At 37.2% G+C, this 25,698-nt stretch carries 21 protein-coding genes and 1 pseudogene; 5 read left to right on the forward strand and 17 right to left on the reverse strand.

The genetic code is table 11. The features are described 5' to 3' along the window. Positions 1-148 precede the first annotated feature (148 nt). On the reverse strand, positions 149-661 hold the full coding sequence (locus BLR62_RS06640; protein ID WP_090795020.1) for a DUF3231 family protein: 513 nt from the start codon (positions 659-661) through the stop codon (positions 149-151). Positions 662-860: 199 nt separating this feature from the next. Here BLR62_RS06640 and BLR62_RS06645 point away from each other — a divergent pair, with 199 nt between their 5' ends. After that, positions 861-1,202, forward strand: a complete 342-nt coding sequence (locus tag BLR62_RS06645) for a hypothetical protein (protein ID WP_090795022.1) — start codon at positions 861-863, stop codon at positions 1,200-1,202. 57 nt (positions 1,203-1,259) lie between these two features. Here the strand turns inward: BLR62_RS06645 and BLR62_RS06650 are convergent, their stop codons facing one another. The 9 genes from BLR62_RS06650 to asnB all read right to left on the reverse strand — a co-directional run bounded on the left by BLR62_RS06650 (position 1,260) and on the right by asnB (position 12,157). Beyond that, positions 1,260-2,024, reverse strand: coding sequence for a class I SAM-dependent methyltransferase (locus tag BLR62_RS06650; RefSeq protein ID WP_090795024.1), 765 nt, complete (start codon positions 2,022-2,024; stop codon positions 1,260-1,262). A 42-nt stretch (positions 2,025-2,066) separates the two neighbouring features. Beyond that, positions 2,067-3,236 (reverse strand): 23S rRNA (uracil(1939)-C(5))-methyltransferase RlmD, encoded by a 1,170-nt coding sequence (gene rlmD, locus BLR62_RS06655; RefSeq protein WP_090795027.1) that lies wholly within the window; start codon positions 3,234-3,236, stop codon positions 2,067-2,069. 23 nt (positions 3,237-3,259) lie between these two features. After that, positions 3,260-4,000, reverse strand: a complete 741-nt coding sequence (locus BLR62_RS06660; RefSeq protein ID WP_090795028.1) for a class I SAM-dependent methyltransferase — start codon at positions 3,998-4,000, stop codon at positions 3,260-3,262. A gap of 33 nt (positions 4,001-4,033) precedes the next feature. Continuing rightward, entirely contained in the window at positions 4,034-5,140 is a 1,107-nt protein-coding gene (locus BLR62_RS06665) for a DUF1648 domain-containing protein (RefSeq protein WP_090795031.1), read from the reverse strand. A 1-nt stretch (position 5,141) separates the two neighbouring features. Beyond that, positions 5,142-5,534: a GntR family transcriptional regulator gene (locus BLR62_RS06670; protein ID WP_090795033.1), complete on the reverse strand. Its 393-nt coding sequence runs from the start codon at positions 5,532-5,534 to the stop codon at positions 5,142-5,144. 140 nt (positions 5,535-5,674) lie between these two features. Further along, positions 5,675-7,282: an ABC transporter permease gene (locus BLR62_RS06675; RefSeq protein WP_090795035.1), complete on the reverse strand. Its 1,608-nt coding sequence runs from the start codon at positions 7,280-7,282 to the stop codon at positions 5,675-5,677. Further along, a complete protein-coding gene (locus BLR62_RS06680; protein WP_090795037.1) occupies positions 7,275-7,994 on the reverse strand; it encodes an ABC transporter ATP-binding protein in 720 nt (239 codons plus the stop codon). Before BLR62_RS06680 ends, BLR62_RS06675 begins: the two co-directional genes overlap by 8 nt. Before the next feature lie 173 nt (positions 7,995-8,167). Continuing rightward, positions 8,168-10,180 (reverse strand): BMQ_0737 family morphogenetic spore coat protein, encoded by a 2,013-nt coding sequence (locus tag BLR62_RS12580; RefSeq protein ID WP_245719420.1) that lies wholly within the window; start codon positions 10,178-10,180, stop codon positions 8,168-8,170. 132 nt (positions 10,181-10,312) lie between these two features. Next, the gene (gene asnB / locus BLR62_RS06690) at positions 10,313-12,157 is read right to left on the reverse strand and encodes an asparagine synthase (glutamine-hydrolyzing) (RefSeq protein ID WP_090795040.1); all 1,845 of its coding nucleotides are present in this window, start codon (positions 12,155-12,157) and stop codon (positions 10,313-10,315) included. Between the two features lie 203 nt (positions 12,158-12,360). On the opposite strand from asnB, the gene BLR62_RS06695 reads away from it, so the two are divergent. Then, positions 12,361-12,813 carry a hypothetical protein gene (locus BLR62_RS06695; RefSeq protein ID WP_245719421.1) on the forward strand — a complete coding sequence of 151 codons (453 nt, stop codon included), beginning with the start codon at positions 12,361-12,363 and terminating at the stop codon, positions 12,811-12,813. Positions 12,814-12,853: 40 nt separating this feature from the next. Here BLR62_RS06695 and BLR62_RS12465 read toward each other — a convergent pair whose 3' ends face one another. The 4 genes from BLR62_RS12465 to BLR62_RS06710 all read right to left on the reverse strand — a co-directional run bounded on the left by BLR62_RS12465 (position 12,854) and on the right by BLR62_RS06710 (position 16,952). After that, a complete protein-coding gene (locus tag BLR62_RS12465) occupies positions 12,854-13,006 on the reverse strand; it encodes a hypothetical protein (protein WP_176759241.1) in 153 nt (50 codons plus the stop codon). Positions 13,007-13,216: 210 nt separating this feature from the next. Beyond that, positions 13,217-15,001: an adenine deaminase gene (ade, locus tag BLR62_RS06700; RefSeq protein WP_090795044.1), complete on the reverse strand. Its 1,785-nt coding sequence runs from the start codon at positions 14,999-15,001 to the stop codon at positions 13,217-13,219. A 172-nt stretch (positions 15,002-15,173) separates the two neighbouring features. Then, a complete protein-coding gene (locus tag BLR62_RS06705; protein ID WP_090795046.1) occupies positions 15,174-15,929 on the reverse strand; it encodes a MerR family transcriptional regulator in 756 nt (251 codons plus the stop codon). A gap of 234 nt (positions 15,930-16,163) precedes the next feature. Continuing rightward, entirely contained in the window at positions 16,164-16,952 is a 789-nt protein-coding gene (locus BLR62_RS06710; RefSeq protein WP_090795049.1) for a class I SAM-dependent methyltransferase, read from the reverse strand. A gap of 212 nt (positions 16,953-17,164) precedes the next feature. On the opposite strand from BLR62_RS06710, the gene BLR62_RS06715 reads away from it, so the two are divergent. The 3 genes from BLR62_RS06715 to BLR62_RS06725 all read left to right on the forward strand — a co-directional run bounded on the left by BLR62_RS06715 (position 17,165) and on the right by BLR62_RS06725 (position 21,679). Further along, a complete protein-coding gene (locus BLR62_RS06715) occupies positions 17,165-18,046 on the forward strand; it encodes an AraC family transcriptional regulator (RefSeq protein WP_090795052.1) in 882 nt (293 codons plus the stop codon). 110 nt (positions 18,047-18,156) lie between these two features. Continuing rightward, positions 18,157-19,455: an alpha-glucosidase/alpha-galactosidase gene (melA, locus tag BLR62_RS06720; RefSeq protein WP_090795053.1), complete on the forward strand. Its 1,299-nt coding sequence runs from the start codon at positions 18,157-18,159 to the stop codon at positions 19,453-19,455. A 199-nt stretch (positions 19,456-19,654) separates the two neighbouring features. Beyond that, positions 19,655-21,679: a right-handed parallel beta-helix repeat-containing protein gene (locus BLR62_RS06725; RefSeq protein WP_176759242.1), complete on the forward strand. Its 2,025-nt coding sequence runs from the start codon at positions 19,655-19,657 to the stop codon at positions 21,677-21,679. A gap of 167 nt (positions 21,680-21,846) precedes the next feature. On the opposite strand, the gene BLR62_RS06730 is transcribed toward BLR62_RS06725, so the two are convergent. The 3 genes and pseudogenes from BLR62_RS06730 to BLR62_RS06745 all read right to left on the reverse strand — a co-directional run bounded on the left by BLR62_RS06730 (position 21,847) and on the right by BLR62_RS06745 (position 25,698). Then, complete coding sequence (locus BLR62_RS06730; protein WP_090795057.1) at positions 21,847-22,518, reverse strand: exonuclease/endonuclease/phosphatase family protein; 672 nt, start codon at positions 22,516-22,518, stop codon at positions 21,847-21,849. A 116-nt stretch (positions 22,519-22,634) separates the two neighbouring features. Then, positions 22,635-23,838 (reverse strand): annotated as a pseudogene (locus BLR62_RS12585) (serine hydrolase domain-containing protein). 123 nt (positions 23,839-23,961) lie between these two features. Beyond that, on the reverse strand, positions 23,962-25,698 hold the full coding sequence (locus BLR62_RS06745) for an ABC transporter ATP-binding protein (protein ID WP_090795064.1): 1,737 nt from the start codon (positions 25,696-25,698) through the stop codon (positions 23,962-23,964).

Genomic DNA, 25,698 nt, shown 5'->3' on the forward strand with positions numbered 1-25,698 from the left:
TTTTTGATCAAATTTCTTAAAAGCAAGTTCATCTTATCACAGATTATTCGCACTCGATAGAATTTTTTGAAAATTAGTTATGAAAAGTTTTTTATAACTGATTAAAAAATAATAAGGAGCAGAAAAAATCATTCTGCACCTTTTTTAATTAACAATCTTCAGTTTGTTTATGATGTAATGGAGGCGGTAGTAACCATCCCTTTTCTTTACTAAGACGAAGCACTTTTGCTCCCAGTGTTACTTTTTGCATATGAAATTGTCCATACATCATGGCAATATCTTCTCGAATGCACTGACCAATCATCTGACTGCATACTACGAGTCCAGTAATGATATCTTGGCTTAAAGCCGCAATAATTTCCGGATCTTGAAAACGTGCGCCGGTCGGAATATCGTTTAGAGAAGCATGTGGCCGTTCAGGTGGTGTTGGAATCAATCCAACTCCATTTTCCTTTAGTAATGTTTCAAGTTGTTCAACCTCTTGTTGAGTCCCTTGGATAGCTTCTATTAATAATTTCTTAAGGTCGTCATCACCTGCATGGTTTAACCGTGTTTGATAACCTGCAATTGCTGCTTTAGCAGCCAAAAGTGATGACCACGCCCCAAAAACTTCACCATAATGCATCGGCTCATTTTTAGGATTGCCACTTAAAATTCCCATAAAAACACTCCTTTTTTTATTAATACTTTAACCCTCTCCTGCTTTCGAAGAGTCCATGTATAGAATGTGTGTAAGAATGAAAATTATACATATAAATGATATAAAATTTTAGTGAACTTAATACTTATTGAATTTTTTGGTAACATTAATTCAATAATCATTATAAGGATTAATTTTAAAACAGGAGTGATTTTTAAATATGAAAAAAGTAAGCTTTTTACTCTTGACCATTGTATTTTTACTACTAGGCTGTACCACCGATGTCAATAGAGATTACGAACAATTTGTAGCTTCTGAAGAAGGCACTTATCAGTTATATTTTGCTGCAGATCCCGACAACGAGGAAGACATGATTGATCGCGACATCCTCAAAGAACATGATATTCGCCATGTCCCAAGCTTTACATTTGCGGATTCTACAGACAGTGCATCGTTACCAGACATGGACGAACTACCGACTTATATCTTATTTGACACAGAAGATAAAGTTTACCAAACACACAGTCGAGAAGAATTAATTGAATTTTTACAAGAAAATTAAATCACAACCTCCAACATAGAAACAGGCATGATAATGATCATTATCATGCCTGTTTCCTTATTTTATGGATTGTAAAAGTAGCGTTACACCCGATAGATCATTTTCAAGCTCATCACACTCAGCTTGTTGACTTTGAATATAACTTTCAAATAAATCAGCTTTATCCGGCCATTCTTGCTTTAATTCATTCGCCCTATTCACAATATGTTTTTGTTGTTCAACATTTAAAACTTCTAATTCATCATTTTCAATCATCTTTTCATCGATCAATTTCACGCCAGTACGCTTAAAAATGTTAAGCCATTGTTCTTTCGTGTAGTAGGAAGGATTGGTTTCATCATGTCCATAGACATCGTCGATGATAATATAACAACCTTCTTTCACTGTGTTCTTAAGCAAAGTTATGGTTTCTTCTGGTGTGCCTAGGACATCTCCTACAGCTCCTAAGATGACAATATCATAATCTTTTTCGTACCGAACAGCTTTAGTTATATTTCCTACTTCAAACTCACAACAGCCCACTACATCGTGTTGCTTAGCCTTCTCATTCGCAAAATCAATAAATTCTGGCATTAGATCAATACCCTTCACGTTGCTGTTTAAGTGTTGAGCTAAATATACACTAACAGCTCCTTTTCCACATGCTAAATCAAGAATATTTAGTGGTTGTCGTAATGAAATATGGTTAGAAATCATATCTAAAATATCTTGAGGCGATGAACCTAATTCCCACAAATCTTGTAGTAAATACGGGAGATATGGAATAAGTTCTTTTGATTCGGCTGTCAAAGATTCTGCCAATTTGTCTTCAATCGTCTCCATTATTCTCCCCACTCCCCATCATCTTTTGATTGAAATACATCCTTATTTCTTTGTCAGCAATACGACGGTCTCTATATGATCTGTTCCTGGAAACATATCTACAGGGGTTATACTTTTGACTTCATATCCCTTTTTCGTTATGTCTTGAAGATCGCGCTGTAATGTTTCTGGGTTACAAGATATATAGACGATTTTTTTCGGTTTGATCGATACCATCGCATTAATAAATAACTTCGTACTCCCTGCACGTGGTGGGTCCATAACGACCGCATCAACCGTTTCTTTTTTGGCTGCCATTTGTTGCATAAATTCACTTGCATCTTGATGATGGAAATAAACATTTTTCGTACCATTTCGTTTCGCATTTTGAATCGCGTCTTTAAACGCATTGCGATTCAGTTCTACACCGATGACTTTTTTGACATAATCGCTCATGATCATCCCAATCGTACCAATGCCACAATACGCATCGATAATGGTTTCATTCCCTTTAAAGTTAGCAACATCTATTGCTTTTTGATAAAGCACCTCTGTTTGCACAGGATTCACTTGATAAAACGACTTTGGTGAAATGCGAAATACTTTATCGAACAATGTATCCTCTATAAAACCTTTTCCATAAAGGACTTGTTCACGATCACCTAACACCATACTTGTCTTTTTCGTATTGACATTCATCACAACTGTCGATATTTCTGGGTGTTTATCCAGTAAGGCTTTCATAAATTTCTTTCTCGATGGAAACACCGTTGAACCAATGACGAGCACAACCATTATTTGACCGCTCTTTTTACCTGTACGAATCTGCACGTGGCGTAGCAAGCCTTTTTTCGTATCTTCATCATATGGTTTCATCTTAAAAGAAGCGAGCATATCACGAATGGATACAATAATCCGGTCTGCTCGTTCGTCGTGTAGTAAACATTGGTCAATAGACACCACTTGATGCGTGCCTTTTTGGTAAATACCTGAAATCACTTTTCGCTTTTTATCCATAGCAAATGTCGCTGTAGACTTATTACGATAGAAGTATGGATCATTCATCTGAATAATGGGATCAACTTGATGAAATCCACCTAATAATTTTTCTACATTCTTTTGTTTAATCGAAATCTGTTGTTCATATGCTAAATGCTGCACTTGGCAACCGCCGCATACTTTTACAACAGGACAATGTCGTCTCTTTACTTGATTTTGTTGTTCGGTTGTCATAAGAACTCCTTTTTATGTCTCATTTATTGTTTCACACCGATCATAGCTGTTAAGGGATACTCACCATCATCGAATACATTATCATCATATAATGGAGCGACCTCATTAATATCTAGATCAAACCCATATTGATGATAGAGATCGACCCATTCTTGCTTAGTAAAAAGCCCAAGTGTGTGGACATCGTGTTTAATCGTTAACTCACCGTCGTGACGAATTAAGAAAACCATTGTTGCTTCATATTGGTGATCAGAAATGCATTTATTACTTTCAAACATTGTCACATGATCAGGGCTTTTTTCACCTGTATAAACAAAATTATTCTCCATAAAGTGTTCTTTGAAATGGGTGACAATAAATAATAAACCACCTGATGCTAAATGATTGACGGCATTTTTAAATAGTGCGTGGAGGTCATCTTTTGTATTCATATAAAACACAGAATCCGGGATCATAATAAGATCGAATGTTTCATTCAATTGAACATCTCGCATATCGCCGTGGATATACGTCAATTCTGGATTACGCTTTTCTGCTAATTTTAGCATACCTCGTGACAGGTCAACACCCGTCACATCAAAAGCCTGTTTAAAATGATAGTCATGTCCTCCGGCACCGCAACCTAAATGTAACATGGAAGGGCGCTCTTTCAGTGAATAACGCTTCAGCCATTTCAGATAGCCTTCAACCTCTTCTTCATACTCTTCAACAGGGCCAAGAATCTCTTCAATCCATGCCAGTTCGTTGTATGCTTGCCAATCCATTAATATCCTCCTAGCTATAAATTAAATACTTGATTACATGAAAAAAACAAAGCTGATGATAACGATTATGACAGTTGCTAAAAGCGCAATCAATCCTAGTGGATGACCAAAATTAAGTGTCCACCCCACTCCAAATCTCTTTTCAATAAATAGAGTTGGATCTTGTCGGTTATAATAAATTAATCCCCACTTCCAATACCGATCATCATCTTTATCAATAACGTGAGCATTCATTTCTTCGTTTTCCTCAACTTTTATACGGCTACCACTTTGCCCTGTTTTCATCGCTATAATGACAGCTCCCAAGACTGGTACAGAAACACCTAATATATGAAAAAATGCATTAGCTGTTACTGTTGGCGAGATAATTGCTAAGATCATCAATTGAATATACATTAAATATAAATTAAGAATGCTATTTGTAATCAGTGTATATTTCGCCCAATAATGTTTAGCTATTTTATTTTGTTTGATTGATTTCTCAGGTCTTGATGCTTGAATACTCGTCTTCGCTCTTTTTAACATGACATAGATGCCGTAAAATATTCCGGTCATAACGCCCTGAGTGATCGGTATTAAATACACACTCCAAAAGCCTGTGTCTCTGTAGTTAAGGGGATCGCCTAAGATATTAAAACGATAAGGAATCTGTTGAGGCAAATCAGAATAGTGAATCATAGTCGTGATAAAGGTTATCAATAAAACAAAAACTGGAATAAGCCAATAATAGGTTAACCCCATACCCTTATCAAACGAATGAGATGTATTAACCACCACAACTTGCTTTTTATAATCTGTCCATCTTTCACTTCTTTTTAATTTTTTAGCCTTATGATGAACATAAAGGTAATTGATAGTAAATGTAATAAGTAGTATGATCAAACCGACTAATAACATATCAATGTTTTGATACCTTAAAGCAATTCCACTAACCATTATACTTATAATCAAAACAGACAAACTACAATTTGTTGTATAATCACGCCGAATTTTCCTCACTTTATCACTTTTACTTTGATCCTCGGGTATGACAACACCAAAAAGTAGTGTGTCTTTCGTAAATGCAGGCATAAAAATCCCTAATAAGATAAGCGGTATATAAATAGTTAATAAAATTAGTGAAAATATAATTGGGAACATTTTATTCGCTCTCCCTCATGTTATAACGATCATAATTTCTCTCTACTAACGTTATAAATTCATCTTTAGATATCCCTTTTAAAAAAGATTCGGCTGTAATATTTTTCAACAAATCATCAAGTTCTTCAAGGGCTTCTGATGATTGATTGAGATTCAAGTGAGGATTAATCATCACTCCACTCTTTCTATGAATCACAACCCAACCTTCTGATTTAAGTTGATTGTATACCTTATTCACCGTGTGAAGGTTTATGCCTATATCCGCAGCTAATTGTCTGACTGAAGGGAGCTTCTCCCCAAGCTTTAACTCTCCTAAAGCAATGCCTCTAATGATTTGATCTTTCACTTGTTGGTATATGGGCGTTTCCGAATCAAACTGTATATGTAAAAGCACGTGATTCCTCCGTTCAAATACTTGTTATATATATCATATAACAGAGCGCTGTAAGATACAATTTTTCTAGTCGCTATATGATTAAAAAGTGAAGTTCATCTATTCATGAACTTCACTTTTAATCAACCTATCATATAAAGTCACACATTGATTTGATCAAACCGGCGACTATAAACACCAAATACCATATAATAAGCCACACCAGATAATACAAAGAAAATACTTGTCAAGATCATGACCCATTCATTAGCTGACAAATTAGGCAGTCTTTCGTAGAAGAAATAAGCAATTCCTCCGATCACCGCTCTAATCACTAACGATATAATCACATTAATATTATTTTTCACCGCAGCTGTCGGACTGACCCAATCCAACAAAGGGCGTTCAATATTAATGATAATATCAACCGTTGAGAAGAATAACGTCGCACCTACACAAAACAGGATCGCTCGTATCACGATAGCCAAGCTTACATTCAAATAAATGCCTGCTATAACAGCTAATAATAAAGAAGAAGCAAAGCTAATGATCAGCGTCGTATAAATGCGATACTTTAAATTATCAGTGGTGTGAAGAGGTAAAGCTCTCGTCTCCCAAAACGCTTTTCCTTCTCGCGTGATCGCTGTCGCTGAAAGATTCCCTACAATAGTAGGTGTTGTAATAATCGCAGCATATATATAAAGCTTATAAGGTTCTAAGGCCGTTGACATCAATTCATCTTGTGTCATGGTTCCAGTCAGTAACACGATGATAAATATAATAATCGGTAAAAACATCGTTAAAACGGTATTTAGTAAAAATATAGGGTTCTTAATGATGATCGCTAAATGACGCTTAACCATTTGATAACCCATACGTCTCTTTTTATAGTGAATCCCTTTTTTGTTAACAGCTTGTTTTTCTTCTCCACCTTCATTAAAGGCTCTTAAACCCTTTGTATACAAAAGAGAGGACACGCCTTTAAGCATGTAAAGTATCAAACCATTCAACAAAATAAATAAACCACCATCTAGTAAAGAACCTTGTATCATTCGCGTTAACCAAATGCTTGGCGGAAAGTTTCTACCCAGTTGTCTTAACAACCCATCTTCTTCTAATAATAAATTATGAAATACATCCAAATCCATTTCAGCTCTTGAGGCAAGCAATTGAATCGAAATAAACGCTACTAAAAATAAAAGCATACCAGTGACAACGAGTAAATTTTTATTTTTTCCAGTTCCAACGAGTGCCATAAAAGGTATGACTAATAACGCAATCAAGGTCATCGGTAATATCGGCGCTAAACCTAACGCCACAACGCCTAAAGCTAAGCCATACAAATCAAAGCTCGTCATGCTCATATAAACGACAATCGATGTGCCGAACAATAGAGCCCCTAAAATAAAAAGATAAATATAAATTGATGCCAATTTAGAAAAAACAATCAGGTCCACTTTAACGGGTAAGGCTGCCAGAAGAGTCGAATCATTTGAGTAAAAAAATACAGAAAGCAAAATCGGAATACATGCTAGCGCCATCATTACAACGGTGCCTAGATACATATACGTGATCGTCAGTTCTGGAAATCCAATTAAACTAAAACCTTCATACATACTCTGGACTAATTGATAAGCAGGTAGAACGAATAAAACGGGTATAGCAAGTGCTAATAAACCTAACCACTTATTTTGTGCGTTTACATGCTGAATATACTTATTTGTAAAATCCTTTAGTTGTATGTGTGTTAACGCCAATAATTTACGCATCTTTTGTCATCTCCAAAAACACTTCTTCTAATGTTGTATCACGACGTTTCTTAATGGCTTCTACCTTATCACAAGCCATTAATTTGCCTTTGTGAATAATGGCGACTCGATCACACAAATCCTCGACAACATCTAATCCGTGAGAAGAGAAAAAGACCGTTCCACCTTTTTGACAATGCTCCTTCATCAAATCTTTTAAAACTTTTGCTGAATGCGGATCTAAACCAACCATCGGTTCATCCAATATAAATAGCTTGGGATTCGATAGAAGGGCCCCGACAATTAATAGTTTTTGTCGCATACCATGGGAATAAGCATGAATTTTTTGAGTCAGTGCATGGTCAATTTGAAAGGCTTCAGTAAATGTTTCAATTCTGTTTTTTCTATCTTGTAATGAGACGTCATACATATCTGCCATAAAATTTAAATAATCGATACCAATTATTGAATCAAATACCGTTGGCTGATCTGGCACATAAGCAAAATTTTTCTTAGCTTCAACCGGTGAGTCCGCTATATCCTCTTGGGCAATTTTTATTGACCCCTTCGTTGGTTGAATGATTCCAGTCATCATCTTCAATGTGGTCGTCTTACCTGCTCCGTTAGGCCCTATAAACCCAATGATTTCACCTTTTTTTACTTCAAGAGAAAGAGAATCAACTGCCTTTTTTGTATCAACATAACTTTTTGATACATCTCTCAACACCAACATTCTGACACGCCTCCATTTCTTATTTTGTTTTATTTGTTATATATAATATATTACAGATAAAACAAAAGTGCAATAAATTTCAAAACTATTTTTTACAATTTTAAAAAGACCCTAAATCCAAAGCTTTTAGCCTCAGGATTTAGGATCTAATTTAAGTGCCAGTTAGCATACCATTAAGGGACATCTTGACAATCGCCAATAAATGTAGCGGGGTTTATTTGTGCCATAAATGAAGTAGAAAAACTATTCCCACTAAAGTCAGTGGCATTAACCGTCCATGTCGCTAATCCTCCCGTACCAATATCACAAGTAATGGTCACTTCATAAATGCCACCCGGGAGCACATTACCTGTTACACGAGCCATGCCTCTGACACGCGCAAATGTGTTGCCGTCACATTCGATTTCGATTCTACGGCCTGTAATAAAGTTAATCGTATTCCCTCCGCTACCAAATGATACATTAAAATTATCGACTGCTGGATTGCACATAGCTGACGCGCTGAAACATTGAACGGCCGTAACATTGATCGTTCCCGTTAAAGTCGATGGCACTCCGACAGATACAACATCAACTGTTGCGGGTGCAGCATTTCCGCTGATTCCGATTCTAAACTTACACGGGCATTCAACAACCGGCAGGCATTCAACATGGACATTAATGTGTCGACCAACCGATTGCCCTCCTACGATCGTGGTTGCTGTTACAACCGTTGATAAATGCGGTGTCTCTTCAGGAATGGTTAAAGTCGTTGAAAATGAACCGTCTGCTAGAGTCATTACCGGGTTTGGATTAAATTGACCCACTGATGGAAAAATCGAAAAGTCTACTTGTTGTCCTTCTACCGGGGCACCATCACACGTTAACACACCAGTTATCTCACCTTCGCACGTTATAAATGCATCTGCATTTAAAGTTAACTCACATTCAGATTCACAAGACACATTGACTGTGATCGTCTCGGTTAGTAATTCACCGTTCACAGTGGCTGTAGCCGTTATCTCTACATCAGTCGGAGGTGTTCCATCAGGTATCGAGACATTTGCGAAATAATCACCCATTCCGTCGGTAATGGTTGGATTCGGATCAAATGAAACAATCGGTGGATTTGCCGTTAATTCGACTTCAACCCCTGGAACAAATGTATTGTTACACCAGACCCTTCCCGAAACGACATCATCACACGTCATCGTCTCTGAACCAAATAAAGTTAAAATACAAGGTTCTGCTAAACAAAGGACAATTGTCGGTAGCGTGGTTGAAACAAGATCTCCGTTGATCGTTGATGAAGCTGTTATCTCAATATTGGTTGTATCCGTACCCGGTGGTACTGTCACAACAGTTGTTAAGTGTCCATTTTCATCTGTAACGGCTGGGTCAGGAGAAAAAGTAACAATGTCCGGAGTAGAAGAAAATTGAATACTTGCCCCCTCAACTCTCTCCCCATTACACTCAAGCGTTCCAGAGATTGTTCTCTCACAAACCAATACAGCTGGAACAAAGAAATGCAGCGCGCAACGATCACAAATAAAAGGGGCATCTTCGGCACTTTTTCGAATGGTCTTCTGGGATTTTAGAATGACCCAGTCATACACTTTTGCTACATGCGTACAATTTTGAGTACGCTTATTTTGCTCCATCGTTTCTATCCTTTTTTGAGATGATGGATTAACAGATATGCGGGGTAGAGGCCGAATACTTCCTTTGTCCTTGCAATCATTATTGGCTAGAATTTCTCTTGGATGACAAGCATCACCATAAATTTCAATAGCAACACCAGCAGACACTTGAACATCTAAACAAACATCTAAATCGATCGTCATCCCTCTGTAAACGCCATTTTGACAATCAATACTCACATGACAGTTAAAATCCCGGGTCTTACACACAATATCTGTACCTTCTGGTGCACAAAGAATCACACGTTCATTTAAACAGAATGGAATAGGGATTGATTGACATTGCTCTGAATCATTCGTTACTTGAACAACGATAAACCCTTCCTTCTTTATCCATATTTTTTGCAAGTTAACCTCTTGACCTTTAGAGGTCTTAACCTTCACATCTTCACGTTTATCGTCGACGGTACACACTATACCCGATTCTACAGGTGTTCCCGATGAATCAGACAAATAACAACTAACGACACCCCCAGTTTGAAGTAAGTGACATACATTCGAATTCAATTAAATGCCCCCTTATTATCATTTCCTAAGACATCATATGAATGAAGCGCCATAAATGTTTAGACGTTCATCAGGAATACAGTTACGGTATAAGTAGAATCGGACAAAGATAAGGTTTCAGGTACCTAGTTATTACACGTTCACTTTAACCTGATAGGCTTCCATCCACGTATTAATTTGGATAAAGTATGCAATAAGTTGAGGACCTGTCATTAATTGACCAAACCAAGGCGTTTTAAACGATGCACCTCCTGATTTAACAATCTCTGTTAGTTTATTTCGATCAATTAATTGAAAGATCGGCGCCTGTTTATTAGACATAATCTCATTCATCCACTTTTGGACACCTTTTGTATAATCAATGTGATGCGTTTTAGGATACGGGCTTTTCTTTCTTTCAATAATTTCCTGGGGAATGATACCCCTCATCGCTTCTCTTAATAACCCCTTCTCTCGGCCTTTATAAAATTTCATCTCATTCGGAATATTAAAAGCATATTCAACCAATCGATAATCAGCAAATGGCACTCTTACCTCTAAGCTGTTGCCCATGCTCATTCGGTCTTTCCTGTTTAATAACGTGATCATAAACCATTTTATGTTTAAATAGAACAATTCCCTCATTCGAGCTTCTTCTTTCGATTCACCTTTAAGTTTTGGCACTTTTTTGATGGTATCTAAGTATTTCTCACCTACATATTCTTCAATCGGATACTGGGAAAAGTCCTTATTGATCAAGCCCTTTCTTTCTTTAATCGATTTTGACCAAGGAAACGTATCTGCCTGAATATCTTCAGATCTTGTAAACCACGGATAGCCCCCAAAAATCTCATCAGCACATTCACCTGATAAAGCGACTGTCACTTTTTTTCTCACTTCTTTACAAAATAAATAAAGAGACGAATCAATATCGGCCATACCTGGTAGATCGCTGAATCGTGTCGCATCCTTCAACGCCTCAATAAGTTGAGCGTTATCTAAAGTGACCGTATGATGGTTACTCCCAATATATGCGGCCATTTTTTCTGCCCAAACTTGATCGGCATTGGGTTGAAATTCATTGGCTACAAAGTATTGATCATTATCTTTATAATCTATGGAAAAAGTGTCTAACTGACCTCTCCCCTCTCTTTCAAAAAAGCGCGATGTGATACTTGAGATCGCACTGGAATCTAACCCGCCAGATAAGAACGTACATAGTGGTACATCAGACACTAACTGTCGTTCCACTGCATCCACTAACAGGTGTCTCGTCTGTTCAATTGTCGAGTCTAGATCCTCTGTATGAGTTTTTGCTTCTAGTTCCCAATACTGCACAAGCTTAGATACCCCGTTTTTATACGTTAAATAATGAGCTGGGGGAATTTCGTCAATAGCTTCAAATACACCGTGCCCCAGTGACCGTGCAGGGCCCAATCCTAAAATCTCCATAACGCCTTCACTATTAATAGTAGGTTCAACCATTGGATGAGCTAAAAGTGCTTTTATTTGAGAACCGAAGATTAGGTGGTTATTTTGCTTGCTATAAAATAATGGCTTAACCCCTAAATGATCTCTTGCTAAAAATAATTCTTTTTCTTTTTTATTCCATACCCCAAATGCGAAAATACCGTTAATGTGTTTTAAACAATCCGCTCCCCACTCCATATAAGCCACCAATAAAACTTCAGTATCTGAGTAAGATTCAAAATGATACCCTTTATGTTTCAATTTCTCTCGTACGTCTTCGGTGTTATAGAGCTCACCATTGTAAACCAGAGCATACTGACGATCGCCCATCGTTTTCATCATCGGTTGGACACCGCCCTCGGGGTCGACAATCGTTAATCGTCTGTGTCCTAATTGAGCATGCTCTGAACAAAAGTAACCAAAGTCATCAGGCCCTCTTTCCTTAAGTGTCCAGTTCATGTTTTCAATTACTTGTGTATAGTCTTTGATGCTTTCTTCACGACTAATCCACCCTACAATTCCACACATGATCTGCGTCCCTCCATTTTTTCTTATTTATTAATCTATGTCTTTAATCACCATCATGTGAAATCATGTTAAAATGAAATAAAAAAACAACCGCTTAAACGGTTGGAGGTAGGTGCTGTATGATTAATGTCCCTAAAACGTTTCATAGCCTTTTAGGCCGCAAACAAACCGAGCTTTCCTTAGTTCTGATTTTTCTTTTCATAATGATCTCTGGATTTCTAGTAGGGGTTCTTGCTTATGATGAGTGGATCGATTTATCCTTAGCCAAACAAATCATCCTTTGGGCATTATTCATCGATATTTCAGGAGGCGTGGTCGTCAATTTAACAAAAGCGGCCGACCAGTTTTACCAACATCATTCAAGAAAAAGATCGTTTTTTATCTTAATTCATATTCAACCGATTATTATCACGTGGATGATGGAGATTCCTCTTCATTACGGGATCGCACTTTATGTTTACACAGCAATCGGTGCTTTATTCTTAAATACGATAAGACAGCACACGATCCATAAACCAACAACAGGTGCTCTAACAGCTTTAGGGTTCATCGTCGTTGTGTATTGGGGACAAACCATGCCTCTCTTTGTCACAATATTATTCTTGTTTTATCTATTTAAAGTATTGTACAGCTTCTCAGTTTGTCATTATGAATAAGAGATACAACAGATAGCCCTGACTCTTTAATAATATTCAATCACAACGATCTAAAAAACAGGATCGCTCCGACTGTACCGATCGCAACACCAATCGTGAACATGGTGATTAATGTTTTTTTGCTTATAGATACACCTAGCACCTTCACAACATCCGTACTTTTATCTGCCTGCAAGTTTTTTAAGTTCTCCATATCATACACCTCCTAAATTTTAAATAAGTAATTGTGAAAAAAATTCACTTAGTAAGTATATACTATCACAAACAATCAAATATTGTATCTTATCTTGAATAAAATTAATGATATCATTGAAGACATTAGCTCCTACCTACCACTTAAACTGAAATAAACCACAGCCCATTTTTAGGCTGTGGTTTTTATAGCATCTTTAAATCAGATTCTTTAATTTTCTAAAACGTTGATCAGTTCAAACGTCGTCACATCAACCAAACCACGGTTCGAAATACGGATGTCTGGAATAACGGGTAGCGCAATGAGTGAGAATGTCATAAATGGTGCGTTAATCGTACAACCGAGTTGCTTCCATGCCGCTTCTAATTGCTGAACTTGCTGAACAACTTCCTCCGCTTTACGATCAGACATTAAGCCCGCAACAGGCATTGGCACTTCTGCTAGAACCTCTCCGTCTTCAACCACTAACATACCACCACCAAGTTCAACTAACTTATTCGCTGCGATCGCCATATCCTGATCATTTGCACCCATCACAAGAAGGTTATGACTATCATGAGCAACCGTCGAAGCAACTGCTCCACGCTTTAAGTTAAAACCATGTGCAAAACCGACTGAAATATCACCAGATTGATGATGACGATCTAAACAAGCGAGTTTAATGACATCTTGGTTTAGGTCAGATTGAATGTCGCCCTCATCATCAACCGTTAACTTAAATTGCTCACGTTCTGTACGAGCACTATTTTCGATAATCTTAATCACATTAACTGAAGCCGTTTCTTTTATTTGATCGGCTTTAACAACAAAATCAGACTGGTCAACGGTTCGCTTAACATGAACGGATTGCTTGATATGATCCGGATAGTTATACGAAGGTAGATCTTTAATCAATTCACTTTCTCGTACAACGACTTCGCCATTTACAATGACCATTGATGGCTCTACCTTTTCTAAATCATCCAGAATTATTAAATCTGCGACTTTTCTTGGAGAAACACTGCCATAATCATCCGCTAATTTAAAATACCGGGCTGTATTAATGGTCGCCAATTTAATCGCCGTAACCGGATCCACGCCTTCCTCAATCGCACGTCTGACAACGTGATTAATTTGTCCCTGCTCTACTAATGTTTGAGGGTAAATATCATCCGTCACTAACATAATCTGATCTGTACTTACATTATCTTCTGTGATCACTTTAATGACTTCTTTCACATCTTGCCACGCAGAACCTTCACGTATCATTAAATACATACCGAGACGCAACTTCTCGAGAGCCTGTTCACGGGTGACTGTCTCATGACAAGAATCAACACCTGCTGCAAAATAGGCTTGTAACATGTGATCAGGCCCTTCAGGAAAATGGCCTGTTACTGTTTTTTGCGCTTCAATCGTCGCATTAATCTCACCCATCATTTTTTTATCACGACTTACAACACCTGGAAAGTTCATCACTTCTCCAATGCCCACAACATTTGACCACTTAAGTCCTTCTTGAACATCTTCAACAGTGATCGTCGCACCAGCATCTTCTAACCCATCTGTTGCGGGTACACATGAAGGAAATGTGGTGAATACATGTAATGGTAGCTGTTGACCTTCATCATGCATATACCCAACGCCTTCTTTACCAAATACATTAGCCATTTCATGCGGATCCATAAAGATGCTCGTTGTCCCTTTTGTTAACGCAATGCGAGCAAATTCAGTGACAGTTAACATCGTACTTTCCACATGCATATGACCATCCATCAATCCTGGTGCGATATACTTTCCTTCAAGGTTGATCACCTCAGTCGATTTTCCAATCGTATGATCAGCTTCTCCAACATAAGCAATACGTTGATTAGATATCGCAACATCGATTCCTTTATTCAACTCACCTGTAATGACGTTGACCAACGTTCCATTCTTCAAGACCAGTTCCGCAGGTTGTTCCCCGAGTGCTACAGCGATTATGTCTCTATTAACTTTCGGTAATTGACTGATCATGATAAAACATCCCTTCATTTTCTGTTCATTATATCATGAAATGATTGACAGAAAAGATTAACAACCTTTGAATCTTAAACCATAAAGTGTGGTTTCTATCATATCCAGCTTATTAATATCACCAATAAGCTGATCAATCCTAATAGAATTGAGGGATGGCTTTATTTTTGGGTTATCGACAATAGATCTTCATAGCATCTCTTAAAAACTCGGCAGATCCTTCAGCCACCTCATCATAATAGGCTTTAAAACGAGGATCCTCAACATAAAGCTGAGTCAAACCTAAGTGAGCCTCTTTCGAATACTGATTCCAATAGCAGCTTATCCATTCCTTATGCAAAGCACATATCTTCTGTGCTAATTCACTTTCTGGATCGTCTTGTTCAACGGCTATTTTAAGGTGTTCATTGATTTGACGAGACAACCTTTCAGCCTCTTCATATTGATCAGGTGACATACCCATTATTTTCTCATGACTCGCATCTACTATCTCATCACCATAGTTCTTACGAATCTCTTTACCGTATTTCTTTTCGTTTTCATCTACTATATTTTGTTTAAACCCTTGAAATTTTTCTTGATCACTCATTTGAACCCCTCCTTTTGATGCTGCAATCGTTTTTTCCACATTGTTAATCAATACATCAATTTGTTCCCTTTTGGCTCTTAGTTTTGAAAGATGACTTTGCAGTGCTTCTGTTTCGTCATAGTTTTCCGATTCGATCATTTGTTTAATCGATTCAAGTGGCATGGCCATTTCACGATAAAATAAAATCTGTTGAAGTAAGTCTACTTCTTTTTGACCGTATATCCGGTAACCATTATGGCTCTTCCTCTTCGGAGATAATAGATTAATTTCATCATAGTATCTTAACGTACGCGAACTCACGCCTGCGAGTTTTCCCAACTCGTTAATCGTATATTCCATCTTTAACCCCTCCCATAACGATTTATTGGCCAATAATTGATCATAGCTACACTATAAATGATGACGTAACGTAAAGGTCAACAGATTTTTAAATAACTTTTTTAGTTATCTAATATCATGACATGTTAAAAGACGTTAATGAGTAAAACTCACCAACGTCTTAGAAAATCTCTTCATCTATATCAACGATTACAGACCCACAACCTTCACCCTACTTTACCTAACAAACGTTCTTTATCTTGGCGTTGCCTTTAAACTAAACATTATAGGTACAGCGCCTTCTAACTCTGGATGATACATAAGCCCCTCTTCATCTGCCACTTTACCGCCAACACCTGGCACGCAGCGATCATATTCATTAAACCATTCAATACATAATCCTGCCTGAGCTAGACCATTTATGATATCACCAATCGTATACATCCAAAAATAATTTTTAGCTTCTTTTGATTCAGAAGCATAACCTCCAATTCGAGTATCTTCATCGGGGTCTTTTTTAAAATATGGATATTTGATGTCAATGACGCCATCATTAATTTTTTCTTCATCAAAGGAAAGGTAGAAAGGGTGGCCATCATGAGCATAGAAGAACCCATCATCCTTCAAGAAATGTCTGATCGTTCGGCCCCATTTCTTTAAATCAGGCAACCAGCCAATCGCGCCATCAGATGTAAACACGATATCATATTTTCCTTCGTGATTGTCCATCAACTCCATAATATCAGATACTATGAAATTTACATTTTCAACTTCTAGGTCTTTTGCGAGTTGTGTGGCAAAATGTATATTGTCTGGAACTAAATCGACACCTGTCACATGTGCCCCCATTTTTGCTAATACAATCGAATCGGCACCCGTATTACATTGCAGGTGAAGGACTTTCTTTCCTGATAGATTGCCTATCTCTTTTAATACAAATGGATTAAAAAAATAATTATCCTCTTCAAAACGCTTCTTAAAATGTTTGTAATGGTCTTCTGATAGTAACCCCCAAGCCTCTTTATTTTTTTCTACTTGATTCATTTCAAATCATCCTCTCTTCTTTATCACCATACTGCTAACCTGCAAAAAGCCTCTCTGTCTATTAACGAATTAATTGTGATTATTTTCACATGATGTTATTAATATCCTATCACACTTGTCCTCTACTAACCATTCATTTATAAATGTCCTTTTCATCATAAGTGTTTATCGGTAATATATAACTAAATAATGAATCGAATGGAGGCCTTTTTATGACACCTCAACAACAACGAACGTATGGTTTCAAATATAAAGGGGATCACCAAGATCGTATAGCGAGCATTCATGCGATTGGACATGAGTATCGACAAGATGAAGATTATAAATGGCATGGTCTTAAACGACATGAAGAAAGCAAAGTCGTTTTTCAATATACGCTTTCAGGTCAAGGTATGATCGAAATCGATGGTTCAACACACTCACTTACAGAAGGACAGGCCTTCTTAGTCGAGTTACCAAGTGATCATGTCTATTATTTATCAAATGATGCCACGCATTGGGAATTCATTTTCATTACGTTATATGGTAATGAGGCATTTAACTTCTTCAATAATTATACAAAGGCACACGGTCATTTCATTAAACTGAATCGACAAGCGCGTCCGATCCAACAGTTGTTTTACCTTCTTGATAAAATTGAAACAAATCAGGTCACAAGTAGCTATCAATTAGCAGCGGATGCCTTTACCTTTCTTATGAACTTAAGTCATGATTTAGAACATCCAGAAACGCCTAATAAAGATTTACCTGTTGCGATCGCCAAAAGTATTGCTTATATTAAACAACATTTCCAAACCGACATCAGCTTACCAGACATTGTTCATGCATCTGGTCTATCAACTTATCATTTTTCACGCTTATTTCAACGTGAAATGAAAGATAGTCCGATTAAATATGTGACAAAAATGCGAATCAATCATGCATTAAACCTTCTTCAAGATCCTAACTTTTCTATTGAAGAAGTCGCACGACAAGTTGGTTATGAGGATGCTAACTATTTTACTAAAGTGTTTAAGCAATATGTTGAGTTAACACCTAGTGACTACCGTCATAACAAATCCATCATGCCTGTGAATCAAATTTTTTTCAATTAGTGATGTAAGCAATATTTTACTACTATCTCTTTTATTTGCGATTGAAACCGCTATCAACTCCCTATAGACTAAAAGCATCCAATCATTATTGATTTAAAGGAGGAAACAGGATGAGTAAAATTACGTTTTTAGGTGCTGGAAGTACGATTTTTGCGAAAAATGTTTTAGGTGACTGTATGACAGTCGATGCATTGCAACATTTTGAGTTTGCACTTTATGATATTGATCTTGAACGATTAGCTGATTCAAAACGAATGCTTGATACGGTTAAAAAGAACTTAGGATCTTCAGTGACGATCCATACATACGAAAACAGAAAAGAGGCTTTGCGTGATGCCAAATATGTGATCAACGCCATTCAAGTTGGAGGCTATGATCCTTGTACGATCACTGATTTTGAAGTACCCAAGCAGTTTAACTTGCGCCAAACGATCGCTGATACAGTTGGAATCGGAGGCATTTTCCGTAACTTGCGAACCATTCCCGTCATGCAAGAATTTGCGAGAGATATGAAGGAAGTCTGTCCGGATGCTTGGTTTTTAAACTATACCAATCCAATGGCCGTTCTAACCAACGTCATGCTTAAAGAAGGGATTAAAACAGTTGGGCTATGCCACAGTGTACAAATTTGCGCCGATCACCTTTTAGATCACTTAGATCTACCGAAAGATAACGTTCAGTGGAAAATTGCAGGCATTAATCACATGGCCTGGCTTTTAGAAATCACTCGACATGGTGAAGATTTATATCCGGAAATTAAAAAACGAGCAAAAGAAAAACAAAAAGAAACTCACCACGATATGGTACGCTTCGAGCTAATGGATAAGTTCGGTTATTACATTACAGAGTCGTCTGAGCATAATGCTGAATACCATCCGTATTTTATCAAAAAGCAGTATCCTGAACTTATCGAACGTTACAACATTCCTTTAGATGAGTACCCACGACGATGCATTGCTCAAATCGAGGGATGGAAACAAATGCGAGATGACTTAGTCAATGATCAAACATTGAACCATGAGCGCACTCACGAATACGGTTCGTATATTATTGAAGCGATGGAAACAGATCAACCGATTAAAATTGGAGGTAATGTATTAAATACAGGCGGGTTGATTGAAAATCTTCCGAAAAACGCTGTCGTTGAAGTCCCTTGTTTAGTTGATGCAAGTGGTGTGACACCAACCTATGTTGGCGAGTTACCTGAACAATGTGCCGCATTAAATCGCACCAACATCAACACGCAACTTCTAACCATTGAAGCTGCGCTAACACAAAGCAAACAGAAAATTTACCAAGCCGCTTTACTAGATCCACATACAGCTGCAGAGCTTTCAATCGATGACATTACCTCATTGTGTGATGCATTAATCGAAGTACATGGTGATTGGTTGCCGACTTATCAATAGACAGAACATATGTAAATGAGCCCGTCATAACCATTTGGCGGGTTTTCAATCTATATCATCATCTTAATTGTTGACTAGTAAAGTAAAGATCTTCTTTTAAAAAAATAACAATTTACCTGTATAGCTATACTTACGAGTTTAAACTGTAAGATACTTGGTAGTAGTGAGTTTTTATAAAACGATGAGAAGGTGTGATGTTATGAACTATTATGTATCAACAAAAGGAAATGACCAGGCAAAAGGAAATCAAGACCAACCATTTCGCACAATATCTCAAGCTGCGGCCTTAGCTATGCCCGGTGATACGGTCACAGTCCATAGCGGCATCTACAGAGAATGGGTGAACCCAGCTCATGGTGGCACAAAAGAGCATCGAATTATATACAAATCGGCAGGAGACGGCGAAGTCATTATTACAGGTGCTGAACGCATTTCGGATTGGGAAGCTGAAGGAGACAATGTTTGGTGTGCAGAAATCCCCAATTCACTCTTTTCCGTTCGCAACCCATTCGAAGTAGAGTTAAGCGGCGATTGGCTATTTGACGGCGCTTTAACCGTTCATCTTGGTGACGTTTATTTAGATGGAAAATCATTGTATGAGTGCGATCATATTGATAAAGTACATAATCCAGAGATTTGGTCTGAATCACAATATCCTGAGGACTCTTTACTAAAATGGTATGCCGAAGTCGGTTCGACCACTACTAAAATTTGGGCCAACTTTGGTGATCGTGACCCTCGAGAAGAAAATGTAGAGATCAACGTCCGCCCGTATTGCTTCTGGCCGGAAAAACCAGGATTGAACTATATAACCGTAAGTGGATTCACCCTTCGTCAAGCCTCTCCTCAATGGGCACCGCCAACAGATTATCAGGAAGGTTTAATCGGCCCCCATTGGAGTAAGGGCTGGATTATTGAAAATAATATGATTAGTGAATCCAAAAACGTTGGGATCAGCTTAGGTACAAAAATTGGTACAGGTCATGCTAAATATTCAGGCAAGCACCCTAAAGGCGGAACACAACGTGAACAGGAAGTTATCTTGCGTGCATTACGATCTGGTTGGCATAAAGATAACATAGGCAGTCATATCATTCGAGGTAATGTCATCCATGATTGTGAACAAGCCGGGATTGCTGGACATATGGGTTGTGCTTTCAGCCATATCTCCAGAAACCGAATTTATAACATTCACCATAAAAAACTCAGACATGGAGCTGAAGTAGGTGGGATCAAACTTCATGCGCCACTTGATACACAAATTAGTGAAAATACAATCTACAGCTGTTACCGCGGAGTCTGGCTTGACTGGCAAGCACAAGGCACCCGAATCAGCCGTAATCTATTTTTAGATAATTTATCTGAGGACTTCTTTGTTGAAGTGTGTCATGGCCCGTATATGGCTGATCACAACCTATTCCTTTCACCGGTGAATTTCAGAAATATGGCTCAAGGCGGAGCCTTTGTACACAATTTATTTGCAGGTCAATTTGTCGTTCGCTCAGAGATTAACCGCATAACGCCATACCACTTCCCACATGAGACAGCTATGGCCGGTTACTCTAACATTACTGGCGGTGATGACAGATACTATAATAATATCTTTTTAAGAGAAGGCGATACAAATAAAGAACCTGTCCCAATCACCTTCTTTGAACACCTTCCACTCAAAGATAGGGATGAAATAGACGATGATGGAAAAACAGCCATGGACGGTGTCCCAGATGATGCCATTTGTCACTTACATCCTGTGGGACTAGGAAGCTACAACAAGCACTCAAATGTTCAAGATAAACAATGGTGGGAATACACAAAAGAAGAGATTAAAGAATTAGGAGACGCCGCAAAAGACTTCTTCATAGGTAATGCCGTTCTTCCTGTTGCGATGGGTGGGAACCTGCATCTTAACGAAGCCGTTCCAAGCACACATGAACCCGGAGCAAAAGTATATGAACAAAAAGGAATCAACGTGACGATTGATCCTGAAAAAGGCAAAGTACGCGTTCAAATCAATAAACCCGAATGGCTAAAAGGAGCATCTCCAATGTTGATTACCACTGATTTGCTTGGCAAAACCTATCACGCCGATATGAAGCATGAAAAACCAGACAGCACGCCCTATCGATTTGACACCGACTTCTTCGGAAACAAGAGACCTGATGCAGATGTTACACCAGGTCCCTTTGAAGTAAGTAAAAATGGTGTTGTTGATTTTGATATTTAGTTCATGACGAAAGATCCAATCATTTTAGGTGATTGGATCTTTTTTAAATGAAGATATGTTATTGACTTTAATATGAGTCTTGGATTTATTCTGGCATTATTACTTTTTTTATAATGTATCGATTCGACTGTTTCGGTATATATGGAAACATTTAATCAATTAAATTATTAATAAGTTCCCAAGACTATTGGCAAATGGTCTGAATAATTCAACCATTCTTCTTTGTCCAAGATTAAAAAATCCTTGATTTTCTCAGCATTTAAAAATGCATAATCTATATGATATCCTTTATCCCGATGTCGATACATGTAAAAGGTATTTAAAGTTTCTTCACCTTGTTCTTCGTTTTCTACATTATGATAAGCTGAATATAAATTTATTTCTTTTAATTTATTTACAACCATCGAATGATTTCTACCAGCATGCTCATGATCCCAAATTTTATTACTATTAAAATCACCTATGATAACCATTTCGTTATTATAGTTTTTGAAATTAATTGATTGATACACACAGTATTCTTCTATATAAGGTTTCCCTGCCCATACCGCTAAGAGATCAAAACTTCTATTTACCTTTGCTGAAATAAAGTTTCTGAGATAATGTGTTTCCCAATGATTATTTTCTAATAAAATTTCTTTGCTTGCAAAAATCCCTAAACCTTTATTCTTATTATTACCAACCCACAAACAATTACTTCCGAATTCAATATATCCCTTATCACCTATTAATTCTGGGTTTTCACATTCTTGAATGACGTATATATCTGCATTTAGTCTTTTGATATTTTTATATTTTTCTCTAAACTTACCATTACAATTCCAACTAACTATTTTCAATTTATCTCACCTGACTCCAGTTGATGAATGTATGTGTTAACTTAAAAGTATACCACATTTTCACTTTGAAAATGAACCACTCTACTAGTAGAAAATAACCCTAACAGGATAATGTGTTAGCGGAGAATAAGGAGTAATTGATTTGAAGTGAAAATATGACTTAATTGATCAAACTGGCGCTCAACTCCAAAGTTTGTATAGTACCAAGTACTAACTAATTCATTTAACAAATAAGTACCGTTATTTCCATTCGTTAAAATAATAAGCCCATTTCCTGTTTGTGGTTCCATTGAAAAATGTTCCTTCCAACCGTTGTTACTTCCATCATGTGTAACGATCATACTGTTATTTTCGTGATTAATAAAATGACCCAATGCTGTCTCGTCATTAATAAAGCTTTCAAAACCTCTAGCTTCTAAAATAGGGGTAAACATTTCTTGAACCGTGTTAGCTTCTAAAACCCCTGAACTATGAAAGCTATTGATTTCAGCAATGATAAACTTATTCATGTCTTCTATCGTTGTATAAAGTCCAGCCGCTGCTTTCTCGGTAAATAAGTAGTTTGGTAACAACTGTAGCTTAAAATCGTAAGCTTTTGCTGTCTTATCTTGAAGATGATCATCCCACTTAAAACTACTATTATCCATCTCCAACGGTGCAAGAACAACTTCATATATATGAATGAAAATCTTCTCCTGTTACTTCTTCAATCATGAGTTGCAGTAAATTATAACCACCACCTGAATAGCTATACCGCAATCCTGGTTCATGTTCTAATTCAACAGGTTTTGAACCACCACCAATCCCACTAAGTGATTGCTCTAAAGTAGGCAGCTGTGTATTGGACGCGTATCCAGGATAACCTCCACCGACAGATAGCCCTGATGTATGACTTAATAACCCTCGCACTGTTATCGCTTTTTGATCATATTCACTTTCAGGTAGCTGCCATCTTGTTATGTAATTCTCAATAGGATCATCTAAATTGATGAGACCATCCTCCACCAATTTCATCACACCAAGTGCTGTCACTGATTTAGAAATCGAAGCAACCTGAAACACAGTGTTTTGATCAACTTTCCTATTAACGTCAAGATCCGCATAACCGAACGTACCCATCCATGTAACTTGGCCATCCTCTATCATAGAAATTGCTGCCCCAGGAATCTTATATTTACTTAGTAATGTTTCAGTTTTTGCCTCTACGTCTCCAATCAATTTATTAAGATCAGTTGTTCTAGTTAGATCGTTATGATTCAAAAAGTATGGAATAGTAGTGATGATTGCTAATATAAGAAAAATGATGACTTTTCTTTTCATAGATAACCTCCATGTTTATCAATATATAAATATTATATTACTATAGGCTCAGAGCAATTGAGTTACTACTTGATAAGATGGAAGTAAGTGATGACTTATCATTAACTTTAATTTCTTGTTTAATTAAATGGCTACATTAGCGTTTATATCGCTATTCAAAAGGTGATAGTATTCACTCTTATTCTGAATCAATTCTCGGTGAGTTCCTGTCTCTATTATTTCTCCATCTTGCAACACAATAATGACATCTGCTTCTTTAATGATGTCTAAATCATGCGTTATCACAACAGTTGTCTTGTTTTCCATTAAATCACTGATTGTTTTAACCAACACTTTTTCAGATTCTCTATCTAGCGAAGAGGTTGGCTCATCTAATAAAACGACAGGTGAATCTTTTAGTATTGCTCTAGCAATCGCAATCCGTTGCTTTTGTCCGCCAGACAATTTGTTTCCTCTTTCGCCTACTTGATAATCAAAAGTAGAAGGTAAATCTTGAATGAACCTCATCGCATTAGAGACTTTAGCGGCACTAATGACCTCGTCCATACTGGCATGTTCTTTTCCTAACCGAATATTACCAGCAATGGTTCCCGGAAATAGAAAGCTCTCTTGAGGTACTAATGCAAAATAGCTTAATAACTCTTCAAATGACATGTCTTTTGTATTTCGTCCATCAATTTTAATTATTCCATCATAGTCATAAAGGTTAAGAATTAATTTTAAGAGGGTTGATTTACCTGAACCATTTGCGCCTACAATGGCCGCATTGGTTCCTTTTTCTAGCTTAAAATTAAAGTGATTAATCACTTTCGTTTCATCGTAAGTAAAACTTACATCGACAAATTCAATCTCTTTAAAGTCTTTCACTTTGTTTTGTAACTTAAAGTGATCAAGTGCTGTTTGTTCACCAAGGCTTTCAAAGATTCTGTCACTTGCTGCTAATGATTCTTGGAATTGCCCCCAAACATGTGCTAAACCGGTGAATGGCCAAACAATATAATTTAATAATTGAATAAATGCGACTAATCCCCCAATCTCCATTCGTTCCTCTATAACAAAATATGAGCCAATACCAAAAGCAACTAAGAAAGTTAAAATGCTAATAAAAGAAGAGCTAGCTTGCATAAAAGATTGCAACTTCCCATTCTTCATCTCTAATTCATGAATATGATCACTTGAATCTTTGAACTCCCTATCCATTTTTTCTTCAAGTGAATAAGTTCTGATGACTGGGATTCCAGTGAATGTATCTTGTACAAAACTTACGATCGTTTCCATACGCTGTTGCAGTGCGTTTGTTACTTTTCTGATGTGAGCACCAAATACTTTTCCCACAAATAACGTCAGCGGGCCAATCAGACCACAGATTAATGCTAACTGCCAGTTCAAGAATAGCAATGTAACAAAGGCCACAACCGCTATTAATGGACTTTTAATGAGCGTCATGGATGTCCTTCCCATTAAATCACCAATTAGATTTACATCGTTTGTTAGTCTCGACCCTAGCTTCCCTGAATGATTTTTATCAAAATAGTTAAGTGGTAACTTCAAAAAATGATTAAATGTTCTGCTGCGCAAATCATTTCTAACATAGCTTGCTATGTATACTTTTAAATACGTATCAAAATAACTAAATACGACATTTGCGATTAAGATCATGACACCTACCCAGAAGAAAAGCATAAATCTCTCTGTCTCTTGACCTACAGCTGCATTTGTTATATTCATCATAAACCACGGTAATGCGAGGTCTAAAAGAATACCTATGATTAAAAATAAACCTAATAAAGTAAATGTTATCTTCTTTTTTCTAACATAGGAAACAAGTTCTGTTTTAGAAGTAGACATTGGTTTTGTCAT

This window comes from Pelagirhabdus alkalitolerans, assembly GCF_900096905.1.
Taxonomy (GTDB): domain Bacteria; phylum Bacillota; class Bacilli; order Bacillales; family Amphibacillaceae; genus Pelagirhabdus; species Pelagirhabdus alkalitolerans.

Coding starts and splice junctions, on each gene's coding strand:
- BLR62_RS06640 (WP_090795020.1), bottom strand. CDS start 661: ATGGGAATTTTAAGTGGCAATCCTAAAAATGAGCCGATGCATTATGGT.
- BLR62_RS06645 (WP_090795022.1), top strand. CDS start 861: ATGAAAAAAGTAAGCTTTTTACTCTTGACCATTGTATTTTTACTACTA.
- BLR62_RS06650 (WP_090795024.1), bottom strand. CDS start 2,024: ATGGAGACGATTGAAGACAAATTGGCAGAATCTTTGACAGCCGAATCA.
- rlmD (WP_090795027.1), bottom strand. CDS start 3,236: ATGACAACCGAACAACAAAATCAAGTAAAGAGACGACATTGTCCTGTT.
- BLR62_RS06660 (WP_090795028.1), bottom strand. CDS start 4,000: ATGGATTGGCAAGCATACAACGAACTGGCATGGATTGAAGAGATTCTT.
- BLR62_RS06665 (WP_090795031.1), bottom strand. CDS start 5,140: ATGTTCCCAATTATATTTTCACTAATTTTATTAACTATTTATATACCG.
- BLR62_RS06675 (WP_090795035.1), bottom strand. CDS start 7,282: ATGCGTAAATTATTGGCGTTAACACACATACAACTAAAGGATTTTACA.
- BLR62_RS06680 (WP_090795037.1), bottom strand. CDS start 7,994: ATGTTGGTGTTGAGAGATGTATCAAAAAGTTATGTTGATACAAAAAAG.
- asnB (WP_090795040.1), bottom strand. CDS start 12,157: ATGTGTGGAATTGTAGGGTGGATTAGTCGTGAAGAAAGCATCAAAGAC.
- BLR62_RS06695 (WP_245719421.1), top strand. CDS start 12,361: ATGATCTCTGGATTTCTAGTAGGGGTTCTTGCTTATGATGAGTGGATC.
- BLR62_RS12465 (WP_176759241.1), bottom strand. CDS start 13,006: ATGGAGAACTTAAAAAACTTGCAGGCAGATAAAAGTACGGATGTTGTG.
- ade (WP_090795044.1), bottom strand. CDS start 15,001: ATGATCAGTCAATTACCGAAAGTTAATAGAGACATAATCGCTGTAGCA.
- BLR62_RS06705 (WP_090795046.1), bottom strand. CDS start 15,929: ATGGAATATACGATTAACGAGTTGGGAAAACTCGCAGGCGTGAGTTCG.
- BLR62_RS06710 (WP_090795049.1), bottom strand. CDS start 16,952: ATGAATCAAGTAGAAAAAAATAAAGAGGCTTGGGGGTTACTATCAGAA.
- BLR62_RS06715 (WP_090795052.1), top strand. CDS start 17,165: ATGACACCTCAACAACAACGAACGTATGGTTTCAAATATAAAGGGGAT.
- melA (WP_090795053.1), top strand. CDS start 18,157: ATGAGTAAAATTACGTTTTTAGGTGCTGGAAGTACGATTTTTGCGAAA.
- BLR62_RS06725 (WP_176759242.1), top strand. CDS start 19,655: ATGAACTATTATGTATCAACAAAAGGAAATGACCAGGCAAAAGGAAAT.
- BLR62_RS06745 (WP_090795064.1), bottom strand. CDS start 25,698: ATGACAAAACCAATGTCTACTTCTAAAACAGAACTTGTTTCCTATGTT.